The organism is Superficieibacter electus (genome assembly GCF_002915575.1).
GTDB classification, from domain to species: domain Bacteria; phylum Pseudomonadota; class Gammaproteobacteria; order Enterobacterales; family Enterobacteriaceae; genus Superficieibacter; species Superficieibacter electus.
Map to the genome: position 1 here is coordinate 1 of NZ_PQGD01000026.1, position 13,689 is coordinate 13,689.

Genomic DNA, 13,689 nt, shown 5'->3' on the forward strand with positions numbered 1-13,689 from the left:
CCGGATAGATTCAAGCAAGCCAACTTGTCGTCAAAATCGGTGTTGCAAAAACGGGAGTGACCATAGATTCCGTTTTCTGAGACGACCCCATCTACGTCAGGTTTCCGCTTTGGTTCGCTGGTGGCCGTCTCAGCTTGTTTTAGGGTGGAACGTGGATAGGCCAGGTTATATGCTGCGCCTGTGGTCATTTGCTCGATGACCGCAGGTGCATAACCTTCTGCTTCCAGCTTACGATATGCAGCCCGGTAGTCTCTTTGGGTTTTCAGCGGGTATATCTTTCCGCCTTTACCATCGAAAGCGATAAACCAGAAATCGTCCGTGCCAGTTTCCAGATTTCTGCAACGTTTCAGATGCCATCCGCCTTCTCTCGCCCAGATGGTACGGTTATTTCTGGCATTCGTTTTGTCATAACCGTTCTCGTCAAGCCAGCTATCAAAGCTGGTCAGCCCCAGATCCTGAACCTCCAGAGAAGGCACTCGAATGACCTGCAAGGTATGGCGGGGTCTTGGCTCTCTCATCTTGATCTCTTCCTAGCGCTGGTCTGGGAAATACGGATATTGCGGGCCATATTCATAGTCATGCGGGCCTGGCTCAACTTCCCAGAATGGACGGCCGCTAATTGTCTTTGGACCGCGCTCGTTTACGATGTCTTCTACATCCTGAATATTAAATGGCATCGTTGCCAGTAACAGCTGATCTTCGGGTGTCAGCGTCACAGTTGCACCGTCGATACGGCTGTAAAGGTCGGCAAACTGTTTACCTGCACCGTGCAACCGGTGCTCCGCTACACTTCTGATTGCGTGTAAGTCCAGCTCCGCCGCTTCCATGCGATCCACGTATAGTTTCATTTCTTTACGCAAAGCGCTCAGCTCACGGGCTTTAATAAACCCGCAGGCGTACCCACCCAGGGCGATAACTGCAATGATTGCTAAAATTGCCATTTTTTTCTCTCACGTGATTGCGGCCGTTACTCTAGTCTTAATGTGAAGTCTGGGAATTCGCTGGATGTTAAGTACGTTTTCATCCCCAGACTGACAGATGCTAAGGCGCGATCCCAACACTCCATTTGTAAGTATCAGGCCCATCTTCTCCGCTGGTGGCATCTGCTACAATCTGTGCATAACGTTCTCCAGCAAGTTCTCTTACCATCTGATCCACGACCCATTGCAGATGATGCATTTCATCGGTTCCGCCGTAACGACAAGCCAACTCAATAGCCCGCTCTATTCTTTTTTGTTCTTCAGTCATACTGAATCCTCACGCTTACATCAGCTATTCTGAAAACATGCACACTATAAATTGCGGCTGTCATTTCTCAGCCAGGCGCCTGCATTGCTGCCTCATTCCATCAAAAATACTTTCCGCAAGCTGCTGGGGGAACTGGTCCGGAAGAAGCCCGCTAACACGTTCAATGACACCCGGGGTTCTGGCGATGATTTCCTCTATCATCGCCTCTGTCTGCTGTTTACTCAGGCCGGTTATCTCACCATGCCTGATCCAGTGGCGTCGTTGTATTCGATATATCTGGTAATAGTTGCTACTGCCACGTACGGCCATCGCCAGTTTGCACTTCTGCCAGGATATCTGATTGTTCCCATGACCGATCACCGGCCATGCCGACAACACATCATAGAGTGGTGTAAGGTGATAACGTCCCTGTGGCCCAATAGAAATACTGAAATTTTTAGCGTGGCCATCTGTTGCGGCCATCATCCAGAAAACTATCTGCGTCATAAAAAACTGCGCTTTGTCACGCTCAGCACGGTCTGAATTACTCAGAACTTCCATAATTTCCGATATACCTGGCCCGCCGTCCGCCTGATATTTTCGTAATGGCGAAATGCCCAGGGCCTGACACATATCCTCCTGGGGTAAACGAATGATCCATTGTCCGTTTCCTGACCATTTTCGGTCAAAACGTTCTACCACCAGCGCTTTCTGATCTTCAAAGTGAGCAATCTGCGTTCTTGCCACGGGGAGCCCGTACTGTTCGAGAAGTACCGAGCAGAGCCATTCATTTTCAACCGACGAGCGCATGTCGGCTTTCATGTTCCCCACAAGTCCGAGCGGTAGCTTGAATATATGCGTCGTTGGTGTATTACCCTCCGGCATACACCACCGATCTTCATGCCACAGTAGGGCTGTTTTCTCCTGAGCACCGGCAATAGATAAACGTAAGTCGTCGTTATCTTCTGGCCTGCCCGGTAGCAATGTCTCCGTGGTATTACGCAAAGTTGCCGCAATTTCTGATTCAGTAAGCGGGTGATACTTCACGGAATATAAATCTGTGGGTTCATCTCCGTCATGAAGCAGCTGTATCGCGCCCACGCAGTCTTTTCCCAGCTCCGTCAGAAGATCAAAAGGCTCCAGGCTATCGGCCTTGTAACGCATTGCCAGACGTCTGCGTATGCCTTCGCTGTCCGGGAGTAAATTATCAAAATAGTCACGTACCACATTTCCACGCCAGACCTGGTTCCCGGGAGTAAAAGGAAGGGACAATGACAGCGGCCTTCCCTGTTCGTCTGCACTCCAGTCAGGAAGGTATTGTAAGCTGTCTACCCCTTTACTTTTTTCCCAGTATCCGACTTTGATTCCGTTCATCCAGATTGCCAGACGCTGCTGTTTCCGGCTCATATCGTTACCATTTCTCCTGTCGTGCAGGTGAGTTTGATTTAAGCATTTCTTCCGTCTGCTTCCCCTCTGAAGAGGCGGTTGTCGAGGAGAAGCTGATTTTTACGCCCAGGATAGAAAACACCTTGAATAGCCGTTCAATGCTCGCACTGGCAGGGTTGGCTTCCAGACGTGAGTATGTCTGTTGAGTGACCCCTAACCTTTCGGACAGGTCTTTTTGCGTCAGGCCATTCGCCTTGCGAAAACCAATGAGCAAGGGACGCAACTGGTTGAGCGTGTTTAACGGGTAATCATTATTGATCATAAGCTGGCCTCAGTAGTTCCTCTGATACACCTTGTACGCTGTTTTCTAAACATACACCCTAAAAGCTGTAATATCAAATTAACAGCCTAAAAGCTGTTAAATAGAGAGTACAACCTTTAGGCTGTTACTAAGTGGCAGCATAAATCTTTATGAGGTTTGATATGAGAGAACTATCAATAATAAGCCGTTACGCTCGTACAGCATCCGGTAAGAGAGCTGACAGATCAGGATCATCGGTAAACGAGAAGCGGAGTATCTTATGGCCCTGTTGTGAGCTGTATAAATAACTACGAGCTACTCTCTGCCTCGGGGAGGAGGCAGAGAGAGTATTAAAAGCAAAGGCAGACATTTTTAGCAGCTGGTGGGCTATGGGGTTCCGGAGGTGCTCCGGTGAATGTTACTTGACTGGCAAGTTTCCTGCTATGATGGTCAATGCCTCGATGCTGTCTATATTGTTCTGAAGCCGTTCCAGTTCTGCCTTTTCAATACCGGCCCAAAGCTTTAAGTGTCGCTGATAAAGGGACCACTTGAGTGAGTGAAAACCATTCCAGGCCAACCCCATCCAGGAGGCGTAATTCGCATTGAGAATATTGCCGGTGATATACATTTTACCTGCGTTAACAGCACTGGAAGTTCCATAACCCAGGGCAAGCATCATCCGGAAGCGTGGATTTAGCCGCAACGGCATGGTATCCAGTAAGGTCTCCCCAAAAGCTCCTTTTCCCAGCGATACCTGTTTCGCCACATAGAAAACCCGCATCAAAACTTCCATTATGCTCATCGGAATACTTGTCACGATAAACTGACGAAAGTCATACCCGTTGACATACATGTACTCTATTTGTTTGCCGAAGTTAGAACTCCCCACAGGGATCCCCTCAAGCATACGAAGTAGCCCCATAAAAGGAGCCGGTAACCCCATGCCACGGTTTCCTTTTGCTGAGGGGGCATTAACATCCGATGCCAGGTGTCCAAACATTCTGGCGATGAGCCTGAAAATATTGGTTTCGTCTGTAACGCCTTTACTGGAAGGATAAACCACGATCTGTCCATTCTGAACCACCGTACAGGTCCCGTTCAGCATATCCTTTATACCGAAAATAATGCCCAGTACGGGATCGTGTGACAAAGCTCTTAAGCGGTGATTTGTGGGAGACAAAACGCCACCGGCCGCACCCACTAAATCGCTGCTGATCGAACTGTCTGGTGCCCCTATAGGGAACAAATCTGAGAGTTTTGTACTCAGGTCCTCCGGCAAAATGGCATTGAAGGCTTTCTGCACCTGTTTATTGAAAATACCATCCACTTCTGCCGTAAAGCTCACCGTAGGTTTTGGCGGGGCTCTGACGCAAAGTAAATCCAGCATGGATGCTATGAGCCCGCATCCGCAGGCAATAGCATAATCCCAGGCGTCGAGTGCGTAGCGATCATTAAATTCTTTAATATGATTCTGGATCCGGGCATCTACAACAGCCAAGTCATCCGTGGAGAGTATTGTGGCCAGTCCAATATCACCGCATACACGCTGGTTAGCCTCGCTATATATAGTCTTGAGACCAGTAGAATGCATGGCAGTATCTGAAGGGGTCATTTCTCGCAGATGATGTTCTTTAAGCGCCAGATGCTCCGCTTCATCAAGTTCAGTGCCGCTGATTAGCCCGGTCAACTGTGCCTTAAGGCTCTCTATATCACTGTTAATTGTCTCGTGAGCGTTCGCGATATCCTGACCACGGAGCTGAATATAACGGATGGCCCTGAACTCATCATCATAAGGAGACTGACTCATGTGTTTACCTCACCGCGACCAGGCTACCTTTTGGAGCTTTCTTAGTAAGCATGTCGATTGTTGCCTTGATGCCAGCAATTTCTGCCTTAAAATATTCCGCATTCGACATCAACCTTTCCTGAACTTCGTAGAGCTTTTGGATGGCCTGACTAAGGGCGGCTGTCAGTTTCGCATTTTTTTTGTGTTTCACTATCGCGTACCCGCCAATCCCTAACACAGCTACAGGTGCGGCCAATACCGCAATGCCTGCAACCATACCGCCACCGACGATAGACCCTGCTGTAGCGAGCCCGGAGGTTATGCCTGCTGCTGACACTCCCGTTGTACCAAGCGTATAGAGAGCACCGAAGGAAGCCGCTGCGCCTACGCCTGACCCCGCCAAAGCTGCTGCGCCCTCAGTAATACCCGGGAACTTATTTTCAAGCGCCTGAAGAGCACTTGTAACTTCATCCATTGCCTTCTTGCGAATTTTTTCGAGCTCTTCAGTTTCGGTAGCGTCCATTACAGGCCTCGTATTCATAACTTGCTGTGTGATAGGTGAAAAAGAGCACCATAAAAGTGATGAAGAAATCATGACTTACTATTGTGGCACTTTCGAGTTCATGTTTGTCAGTTTCAATGCTGTTGCTGTTAGTAAGGGCAGACGCCATATCGGGCAGACCCAAAATAACTATCGTGCCAGCGTCATTTTGGAACTGACTTTGCTAAAAATCAGTAGCGGACTGAACAGACATGTGTGGATTTGAATCTGGGCAGGTTCCAGACATTATTCCAACCAGACTTCCAATGACAAAATGCTCGTCATTCTCGGAGACGACATAGGGTCCACCAGAGCAACCATCGGTGTTGAAATGTGCTATTACAAAGCGAGTTGTGAGATGTTGGGGAGAATGATTTGAGCAATTTAAAGGCCAAATGCCTGAAACTTCACCAGGGAATGTCGAAATTGTTGTCTCATTCATTGGATATCCGACACCCAATGTACCCATGCCAGCTGCGGGAGCCAGGACCTTAAAGTAACTACTTACAGGCTGTTGTATTCCAGCTGGTAATACGATTTCTGCACTGTCAACAAACGGAATGCCGTCTTTAAAGTCTGCCCTGTCATTAGCCTCATTGAGAATGAAATCGACTAGAACAGGCTCTTCGTTCACCAGTCCTTGATGGTTAAGAAATTTGACGTAAAGTTTAAGTGTATTGCTGACGGGATAAATTTTTCCAAGAGCATTGGTAACAACATGGGCTGCGGTGAGAATCTTTTGCTGCTGACCATTATCGAAACCAAACGCAGTTGCTTCGAGATGGCTACTAAAATGAGGATCATTGCTTACATAGATTTTACAAACGTAGTTTTCAAACATTATTTCCTCCTTTTGCCGGTACCTAATCAGTTACACGGCTGCATGTTATAAACAACTAAACTCGCTTCCTGATATTTGAGTTTGTATGTTTTGCCAGGCACCAGCTCACCTCTGAAACACGGTTAGTCTCCTCCATGACATGGTTATGGCGATGGTCAGAAACTGTTATCGACGAAAGGCTGGAATTCCTTTAATGGCATTATCCATTTCAAGTCGTATGTCCTGAACGGGAGCGTATATTTTTATGATTCCAGATCTTAACCCTGAAACATTCCCCGTATCAAAACTGACCCGTTACAGATAAGTCACCACCGGTGCTGTCGATTAATTTAGTGAATTGCATGTCCTCATCCCATAAAGGGTAGGGCCTACCCCCGGCATCGAGCAAACCTGACCACCCTGCCCTTATTAAGACCCCACATGCGGCAATGGTGCCCTGTCCACGCCGCCCGCGAACTTTGAGGAAATGGGGAGAAAATAAAAAGAAAACAAAAAGTTATCGGCTGAAGTACCGGCGCAGATCGGGAATCAGGCGAAGCCTGACAGCACGTTAGGGCCTGGCAGGGGGCTTGAGGGATGAGGACATGCAATTGTGATAACCTTCCCGCCACGGGGTCGGTTAAATTCGTATCCTGCCGGTGCAATTCCAACGGCCGCGTTACCAGTTCGCCGGGTAGCATGGCCAGCAAAGCCAGGCATCGAGCACCCGGGTTTCACTGACGGCCGCTGCATAGACGCCGGTATCCGGGAAGAAATAAACCGGGGTGGCGTTGTTCAGCTGGTCGCCTTCATCGGCCAGAGCGCCGATCACCTCATGAGGCTTAAGCAGCATATCCGTTAAATATTCATCCGGGTGGATGGCATTCAGCGATATGGCCATCTCCAGAAATTCATCCAGGGTATGGCGGGTACGATACCCCCGGAAAACCTCGTATGAAGGCGTGACGCATTCACCATCCAGGGAACAGGCATCGTAACCGGCCAGCTGCTCTTCGGTGAGTCCGGAGGCATGCTTTGCCACAAGATTCGTAAATTGCTCTTTATCGTCCATCACAATCCTTACGCTGTAGGGGCCTGTTTGTGTTATCACTGCTTCCGGTTTTTACTTCGCACAACCCGGCAGGTATCCGGTCGCCCGGGCGTCCTTTGCGGTCTTGTTCGCCCTTCGCCTGAATTACGTCAAATCCCTTTCACTACCCGGCCGCAGGGTGACACCTCCCCTTTTCTCCGGAAGCGAAAGAGGAAGAACAGTTTAACAGCCCGGATCCTCAATAATTTTCGCGTAACGGACTAAATAACCGGTTTATGCAGCTTCTGATAACCACAGACCGCGATAGAATAAAACGTCTGGTGAGGAACCGGAGTGTTATGTAAGCGGGGGGTTTAACTGGGTATCTGTGTAGTCCTATTTAGCCAGATATCCCGAATAAAAACCTCAACGATTAGGTAAACGAAATGGATGGATTCTGGTCGATGTTCTGTTTGTTTGTCGTGGTAGTTTCACTGCATAAAGCCCTTTCTGTAGCAGCAGCACGAGCAGACGCAGCAAAATTAAATATGCTTCTCAGAATGAGAAAGTTTAAAAAGTAGCTTTCAAGACATCTGAGAATTCTTTTAAATCCTCAGAGGAAGTTATATGTTTAGGCTATTTGCAAACTAAGGTTGGAATTCCATCATTCTAGCCTTAGATCTTTGATCAAGTGAAGTTGCTCACTTGGTTGGATTTTACCGTTTCCTGACGGCTTTTCAGAAGCGAGGGCTGGTTGGAATGCCTTCCAGCTAGAAGTCTTGCAGATGCTCTCCGGGCATTAACTCATTGTCGAATCTGCACCAGTATCACTAGGTTGTTGAGCGGGCGATTAGCTTTTTCACTGAGCCGCTGTACACTCGACTGCTTCAAGAAGCACTACTTACCATTTGCCTGCCGTAAGGTCTGTTCTTAGCTGGATTTTTTTGGGAGGATACGCAGTCATGACAACTCAATCCAGCTCAATACAATACGCTTACGCGCTAGACGGCGAGGGCACCCTCACGCACATTGGCGCTGCCCTGCGCTCACATACTTACACCTGCCCAGGTTGTAAGAGCCCCCTGACCCCGGTAATGGGCGAGTTCAACGCTAAGCACTTTCGCCATTCGGAAGAATGCTGTGCCCTTGAAACCTATCTTCACAAGTGCGGCAAAGAAGCATTCTTCTATCGCTACCAACAAGCTCTCAGCCGTGAAATGCCTATTAGCCTTGAGCTGGAGCGCCGGGTTGCCTGTAATGGTTCTCGTTTAGCCTTGGTTAGAGACGAAGCACGTCAGTGCGTAAAATCCGTGCCTGCACGCTACAACTTGACTCAATTTTTCGATCAGGCAGAGCTGGAAAAACACGATAAGGTCACAGGGCTGCGACCAGACGTGATGTTGTATGATACGACTGGCGAAAGGCGTTGCTACGTAGAGATTTGTGTCACACACCCCTGCTCTCAAGACAAGATCGAAGCCGGTATCCCGATTCTTGAGTTTAAGGTCCAATCTGCCTCTGATATTCAGATGTTGCTTACCGGGGCCTACTCGATCAAGGAGAAGATCCTGAGAGTATTCAACTGGCTTCCCCCGTTTCAATCTGTGGACACCTGTAGCGGCGTCTGCTCAGTAGGTAACGTGGATATGTCTGTCTGGAGTTTAAGTGGTTCCGGCCGACTCAACGAACAAACGATGCCGCTCGCTGAAGTGGATTTAACAATCAATTCTGACGTGAACACATGGCCTAGATCGTTAGGGGCCGCTGAGCTGGCTGATAACTTACGAGCTTTTATCCGTCACGCCGATCCTCATTCACTATTTCCCAACTGCATTATGTGCGAGCAAGCAGGCCGATGGGAGGATGGCTATCTGCAATGTCACAGTAAGGCAAAGATCGTTCCCTACACCGAGGCCCGTCAGTGCGCCAATTACAAGGTTAAGGCATGACCAAAAGACTGACTTGGGAGCAGAAAAGTATTGTCAGCCATGACACCGGACATGCGTTGGTAAAAGCCGTACCTGGTAGCGGGAAAACAACCACACTTGTAAAGCGCGTTGAGCGGCTGGTCAAGACGGGAACTGATCCTCGCTCCATTCTGATCCTGATGTACAACAAGTCGGCGCAGGTGAGCTTCACGGAGAACTTGAAGACGGCACTGATGTCGAGCGTGATTCCAGAAATCCGCACGTTCCACAGCTTGGCCTTAAAGATTGTTGGTTACGGAGAACGCCAACAGATAATCAAGAAGAAAGACCTCATTACTCCAAGCGACTACCGCTATGAGCAACTGGTAAAGCAAGCCTACCGCTATGGCTTTGACCATGAGGCGAATTATATTGACCCCAATGAAATTGAAAACTTCGAGCTGTTTATTGCTCGCTGCCGGGCGGCGGCCGTAACTCCTGTTGATGCTGCCAATGATCCAACGTTCAGCAACATCAAACGGGAGTTTATTCACGCCTATGGCCGCTATTGTGAGCTGCTGGAGGAAAACAGTCTGCGAACCTTTGATGACTGTTTGATTGAGGCTGTCGCACTGTTGCGTAATGACAGCAGCCTTGGTGCCCACTTCAAGCACATCATTGTTGATGAATATCAGGACGTTAACCTGATACAGCATGACATGACCCGCTTGCTATCTAAGTCGGATACGTCGGTTATGGCTGTTGGTGATGTTAACCAGTGTATTTATGAGTGGCGTGGTGCTCGACCAGACTTTATCGGCGGACTGTTTGAAAGGCACTACCCGAATACGAAGGTGTTTCAACTGTCATGCACGTTCAGATTTGGCCATGAGCTTTCCTTGATGGCTAACTCGGTAATTCGGCGCAACTCTACAAAGCTGACCAAGCTTTGTGTCAGTCATCCTAGCACCCCCAAAACAGAGGTCAGATTGCACTTTGATAACTGCCTATCCAAGGTGCTATCAAACCTCTCGGTGAGCAGTGGAACACAAGCCATATTGTCCCGCACTAAGGCGAACCTTGCTGAGGCGGAAATTGCTTTACGCCTGTGTGGGCTACCTTATCGCTACCTCAATGGTTCAAGCGCATTACACACCCGCACCGAAATCGGGATACTGGTAGTTGGCGTCTTGCTGTCTGTGTACGGCGATCTGCGGCTACTGGAAAACCATCCCAACAAACAAGCGATTGTTTACGGCTTTCTGAAGGAGGCTGGTTTTAGATGGCAGAAAGGGCAATTCAAAGCGGCGCTCAGTGGATTGATGGCTCCGCACGCCGACCTATGGTCTGCTCTAGGTCAGTTATTCGAGGGCGCACAATACCAAAAAGATCGGCTGGGCAGGCTCGCCACTATCTGCCAGAAAGACGGAGAGGAAACGCCTGCTATCGATGTGTTACGACGCCTGAGTATGGAGGGTTTCATTGATAGTGTTGGCTCTGAGGGTGTAACTCGCACTGGATCGAACGACCAGCAACGAGGGGTCGTGAGGATCGGGGAGCTACTTGACTCCAGTAAGATCGATTCCCGCACGTTTTTAAACCTTATCTTGAATCCAGGCGAGGCTGCTACTGACTGCGATCCCTTCATCCTTTCCACACTGCATGGTTCCAAGGGGCTGGAGTGGGATAACGTAATACTGATCGGGCTGAATGAGCAGGAATTTCCTGGCGGCAAACCCGATGATGTTTACAGCGTTCGCACATCGATGAACACCCCTCCGGCCGAAGAGGAAATCGAGGAGGAACGTCGGCTGTTTTATGTCGGTATCACTCGCACAAAACAGCAGCTAAATCTGGTGGTCCCTCTTGATGAAGGGCTTGCGCGGTGGCTCAAAAACCGCTGGGATAGCACCCCGAAGAAGTCACCGATAGCTACTCGCTTCGTCTATGAGGCTGGCTGGACTGCTTGTGCGGTTACCAGTGATGCGATCTATAACAGCACGGTAGAGAAACAGAAGGCTGACTTCAGCAAGTTTCACCAATGGTATCTAAGAGATCTTCAGCGGCTAAAAGTCTAGGGCTACCGATACTTTTCGATTTCAGACAGGTGCTCGTTATCCAGATCAATTGTGGCTTTTCTTTCAGAAGCGAGCTTCTTCGCTCGCTTTGCATACTGAAGCCCCTTGGCTGGCTGCTCTCCGCGTAGGATCTGTTCAGCCTGCTTGCTCGTGCTGTGCCCCAGAAAGCGTTCGTACTGCTCGTCAGATACCTCAGTGCCGATCAGTCGTTCGATCCAGCCGCTTTTCGGCGGGTAACTTACGCCCAGCGCAAGCAACTGCCTTTTCTGTACCCACTATTTCCGGCGCGGCCGGCTTCAATCAAGGCTTTGGTTAGAACTACAGCCATTTGGGGACTCTCATACACAAACCTGAACCATGCGGGTCTGATTGGCGGTCAAGATAGCAGCGCATCGAAATCAACACTGAACTCTGCTTCTAAGAACTCAATCGTGGCTGGTTGGCTATCGAGCGATGCTTCCCGTGTAGACTCCAGTGCGCACTCCAATCGACGCAGCAGAGTAAACGGCAAAATGATCTTGCCGAAGTCGGTATGCTTGAAATCCCCCCCCACAGGTCTTCCGCGTTCTTCCAAATGAAATCAGCTTGCGAAGCAGCCGAACCTACGAACTCTGCCATCTTGGCCTCCAACCAACTTTTGCACGAAACGGCACATCTTCCAAAAGAGGGTTGTCAACCAAGTTTTGCACAAAACGGACTTTGATCCATTTCTAACTAAAATCTACAATCCAACCTCAGATTGCAAATAGCCTATGTTTATTACAGATGGTATGGTTCGTGTTTTTGTTTATTCGATGGCAACTGTACTCTTTCTGCCGCTTGGCTTGTTGAAAAGCACGTGGTGGTTTTCACCATTGTTTGCGATAGCTGCTATTGATTACTTAATGTTTCTGCGTCGACAAGGCTAGTTGCTGAACCTCATACCTCAGAGCAATCTGTATGTTTTTTACACCACTGGTTAAAAGGTCAGGCTACGTTCCTGACGTTTTTTAAAAAACAGTTTTATGTTTGATGCGTTACTGGTCTGTCTGGTAACCCAGTGGTACATTACCATTATTAAGGCTGGCTGGCGGTGGTGCATCATGCTTAAACGACCCTCTCTGAGCGTACTTTCCGACAGTCCTGTGCACCGCACCACTTACCCGGCAGGCCTATGTCTTGGTTATTCTTCGTTGTACCTTTTTCTTCAGCTTTATCCCTGACATGTCTGTCTGAACAGTTCTAAGCAAACCGGAATGTTGTCATGGCCAAAGTACAAGGGCTCTTTGTTGGATACCGAAAATTCGCTGTTGATCGTGACTGGCTTCGTCAGCAGGAAGAACAACGTTATCGGGATCGCCAGCGACAATTTGATGAATGGTCCAGGAAATGGGTCACTGTAACCAGGCTCAAAGAGACTCGTTTATGGACTGACGGAGCCATCAGGCGATGGTTGGGTGAACCTCAGCAGCAGGGTAAATATAAAGTTTTCCCCGTTGAAGCGGTTTTGGCTGCTGAGAAGTTGAATGAGTTTCGGCTCTGGCTTAAACCCCGACTGGAAAAGAAACGTGCCCAGCACCACCACTTTTTAATTCCATTTCTGTAAAGTAGAAACAACGGCAGTTCCGGCCGCATTCAAGGCTTCGGCATCTGGTCAGAAATAAAGCGCCATTTTTCAGTATAAGGGAGGTTAGATAGTGGAAGGTATTGAGACACTGAGTTTGCAGCTTGATGAGAATGAAACTATGGCCCTTGCTCAATTAGTTAAACGTCTGAGCTGGAGCGATCTTCGTGGCTGTGCTGTGAGTGACGAAGAAGCCTGGGTAATGAAAAGCGCAATTGAAAAATTACAACAGGCGTTAAGGGAAGAAGGTTATGCGCCTCGATGAGGCTGGCTTCGTTCTTTATTCCGATAACAAATTTGCTTAAGGACTAACTATGAGCCAGCACTGGTATGAGGTGAAAAGCAATCAGGGAATTGTTCAGGTGATTGTTGGGAGAAGATATTAATGTAATGCGTTTCTGCATTACATCAAGCAGATTAGCTTTTTCTGGTCAAAATAGACGATGTGATTTTTCTTTAGCCGAAGTCCATCCGCTCCCCACGCAACCGGTAAAGGTTCGCAGGTTTAATAAAGATAGGTTTCGTATCTCCCTAAGGGTGGGATAGGTAAACTCATAATGGCATCTGTGTTTACTATGTAAGTATTCGGGTAAAATTCATCTAATACAGTAAAGTTTAGTTTCTTACAAAAGCTTAATAAATATGGGTTTTTCACGTCTTCTATTACAACATCGCACCAGGGATTCGATTCACAGCAAAGCTTCAGAAAAGACTTAAACCATCCCTTGTTTTGTATTTCTTCCGGAAGCCGTACCACATGTATGGTCAGACAATCTCCATGATAACGATTAGTACTTTGTCTAAGCCCTACAACAATCCCCTTTTCTTGAATCTGTACACCTGCCTGATGCTCTTTCATGTCGGGCGTATAGTGCCTTGCTCTGTTTAACCAGGCCACCAGCTGCTGAGCCGTACTTGGTGATTCTTCAGCTATCCATTTCAGGTACTTGATGCGGTCCATATGCGCCTCCCTGTACGATTTCCAATGAACAAAGGCTCTACAGTATTAA

General features: G+C 48.4%; 15 protein-coding genes and 1 pseudogene. 4 read left to right on the forward strand and 12 right to left on the reverse strand.

The genetic code is table 11. The features are described from left to right. The 9 genes from CHU32_RS23505 to CHU32_RS23550 all read right to left on the reverse strand — a co-directional run. Positions 1–518 (reverse strand): hypothetical protein (locus tag CHU32_RS23505; protein WP_072203509.1); only part of this gene is annotated, 518 nt, incomplete at its 3' end. A 12-nt stretch (positions 519–530) separates the two neighbouring features. Beyond that, positions 531–941, reverse strand: coding sequence for a hypothetical protein (locus CHU32_RS23510; RefSeq protein ID WP_000985909.1), 411 nt, complete (start codon positions 939–941; stop codon positions 531–533). Between the two features lie 100 nt (positions 942–1,041). Next, positions 1,042–1,248, reverse strand: a complete 207-nt coding sequence (locus CHU32_RS23515; RefSeq protein WP_000134171.1) for a hypothetical protein — start codon at positions 1,246–1,248, stop codon at positions 1,042–1,044. A gap of 60 nt (positions 1,249–1,308) precedes the next feature. Further along, positions 1,309–2,634, reverse strand: coding sequence for a type II toxin-antitoxin system HipA family toxin (locus CHU32_RS23520; RefSeq protein ID WP_000088044.1), 1,326 nt, complete (start codon positions 2,632–2,634; stop codon positions 1,309–1,311). A gap of 4 nt (positions 2,635–2,638) precedes the next feature. Next, complete coding sequence (locus CHU32_RS23525; RefSeq protein ID WP_012477377.1) at positions 2,639–2,932, reverse strand: helix-turn-helix transcriptional regulator; 294 nt, start codon at positions 2,930–2,932, stop codon at positions 2,639–2,641. Between the two features lie 400 nt (positions 2,933–3,332). Continuing rightward, a complete protein-coding gene (locus CHU32_RS23530) occupies positions 3,333–4,721 on the reverse strand; it encodes a hypothetical protein (RefSeq protein WP_012695445.1) in 1,389 nt (462 codons plus the stop codon). Between the two features lie 4 nt (positions 4,722–4,725). Continuing rightward, positions 4,726–5,223 (reverse strand): membrane protein, encoded by a 498-nt coding sequence (locus CHU32_RS23535; protein WP_000340139.1) that lies wholly within the window; start codon positions 5,221–5,223, stop codon positions 4,726–4,728. A 202-nt stretch (positions 5,224–5,425) separates the two neighbouring features. Further along, complete coding sequence (locus CHU32_RS23540) at positions 5,426–6,082, reverse strand: trypsin-like serine protease (protein WP_000462754.1); 657 nt, start codon at positions 6,080–6,082, stop codon at positions 5,426–5,428. Positions 6,083–6,740: 658 nt separating this feature from the next. Beyond that, positions 6,741–7,133, reverse strand: coding sequence for a hypothetical protein (locus CHU32_RS23550; RefSeq protein WP_000341066.1), 393 nt, complete (start codon positions 7,131–7,133; stop codon positions 6,741–6,743). A gap of 920 nt (positions 7,134–8,053) precedes the next feature. Here CHU32_RS23550 and CHU32_RS23555 point away from each other — a divergent pair. After that, positions 8,054–9,040, forward strand: a complete 987-nt coding sequence (locus tag CHU32_RS23555) for a competence protein CoiA family protein (protein WP_000211823.1) — start codon at positions 8,054–8,056, stop codon at positions 9,038–9,040. After that, a complete protein-coding gene (locus tag CHU32_RS23560; protein ID WP_000166877.1) occupies positions 9,037–11,076 on the forward strand; it encodes an ATP-dependent helicase in 2,040 nt (679 codons plus the stop codon). The genes CHU32_RS23555 and CHU32_RS23560 overlap by 4 nt, the downstream gene beginning before the upstream one ends. Positions 11,077–11,078: 2 nt before the next feature. Here CHU32_RS23560 and CHU32_RS23565 read toward each other — a convergent pair whose 3' ends face one another. Both CHU32_RS23565 and CHU32_RS23570 read right to left on the reverse strand, forming a co-directional pair. After that, the gene (locus CHU32_RS23565; RefSeq protein ID WP_000880375.1) at positions 11,079–11,333 is read right to left on the reverse strand and encodes a hypothetical protein; all 255 of its coding nucleotides are present in this window, start codon (positions 11,331–11,333) and stop codon (positions 11,079–11,081) included. 140 nt (positions 11,334–11,473) lie between these two features. Next, positions 11,474–11,694 (reverse strand): annotated as a pseudogene (locus CHU32_RS23570) (type I restriction-modification system subunit M N-terminal domain-containing protein); the annotation flags it as partial. A 625-nt stretch (positions 11,695–12,319) separates the two neighbouring features. Here CHU32_RS23570 and CHU32_RS23575 point away from each other — a divergent pair. Both CHU32_RS23575 and CHU32_RS23580 read left to right on the forward strand, forming a co-directional pair. Next, positions 12,320–12,661: a hypothetical protein gene (locus CHU32_RS23575; RefSeq protein ID WP_001151572.1), complete on the forward strand. Its 342-nt coding sequence runs from the start codon at positions 12,320–12,322 to the stop codon at positions 12,659–12,661. 91 nt (positions 12,662–12,752) lie between these two features. Continuing rightward, positions 12,753–12,944: a DUF7706 family protein gene (locus CHU32_RS23580; protein WP_000398479.1), complete on the forward strand. Its 192-nt coding sequence runs from the start codon at positions 12,753–12,755 to the stop codon at positions 12,942–12,944. Positions 12,945–13,184: 240 nt separating this feature from the next. Here CHU32_RS23580 and CHU32_RS23585 read toward each other — a convergent pair whose 3' ends face one another. Beyond that, the gene (locus CHU32_RS23585; RefSeq protein WP_000374058.1) at positions 13,185–13,640 is read right to left on the reverse strand and encodes a hypothetical protein; all 456 of its coding nucleotides are present in this window, start codon (positions 13,638–13,640) and stop codon (positions 13,185–13,187) included. Positions 13,641–13,689: the final 49 nt, after the last annotated feature.

What these genes read in the sequence shown, in the direction of transcription:
- CHU32_RS23510 (WP_000985909.1), bottom strand. Translation starts at nt 941, where the DNA reads ATGGCAATTTTAGCAATCATTGCAGTTATCGCCCTGGGTGGGTACGCC.
- CHU32_RS23515 (WP_000134171.1), bottom strand. Translation starts at nt 1,248, where the DNA reads ATGACTGAAGAACAAAAAAGAATAGAGCGGGCTATTGAGTTGGCTTGT.
- CHU32_RS23520 (WP_000088044.1), bottom strand. Translation starts at nt 2,634, where the DNA reads ATGAGCCGGAAACAGCAGCGTCTGGCAATCTGGATGAACGGAATCAAA.
- CHU32_RS23530 (WP_012695445.1), bottom strand. Translation starts at nt 4,721, where the DNA reads ATGAGTCAGTCTCCTTATGATGATGAGTTCAGGGCCATCCGTTATATT.
- CHU32_RS23535 (WP_000340139.1), bottom strand. Translation starts at nt 5,223, where the DNA reads ATGGACGCTACCGAAACTGAAGAGCTCGAAAAAATTCGCAAGAAGGCA.
- CHU32_RS23540 (WP_000462754.1), bottom strand. Translation starts at nt 6,082, where the DNA reads ATGTTTGAAAACTACGTTTGTAAAATCTATGTAAGCAATGATCCTCAT.
- CHU32_RS23550 (WP_000341066.1), bottom strand. Translation starts at nt 7,133, where the DNA reads ATGGACGATAAAGAGCAATTTACGAATCTTGTGGCAAAGCATGCCTCC.
- CHU32_RS23555 (WP_000211823.1), top strand. Translation starts at nt 8,054, where the DNA reads ATGACAACTCAATCCAGCTCAATACAATACGCTTACGCGCTAGACGGC.
- CHU32_RS23560 (WP_000166877.1), top strand. Translation starts at nt 9,037, where the DNA reads ATGACCAAAAGACTGACTTGGGAGCAGAAAAGTATTGTCAGCCATGAC.
- CHU32_RS23575 (WP_001151572.1), top strand. Translation starts at nt 12,320, where the DNA reads ATGGCCAAAGTACAAGGGCTCTTTGTTGGATACCGAAAATTCGCTGTT.
- CHU32_RS23585 (WP_000374058.1), bottom strand. Translation starts at nt 13,640, where the DNA reads ATGGACCGCATCAAGTACCTGAAATGGATAGCTGAAGAATCACCAAGT.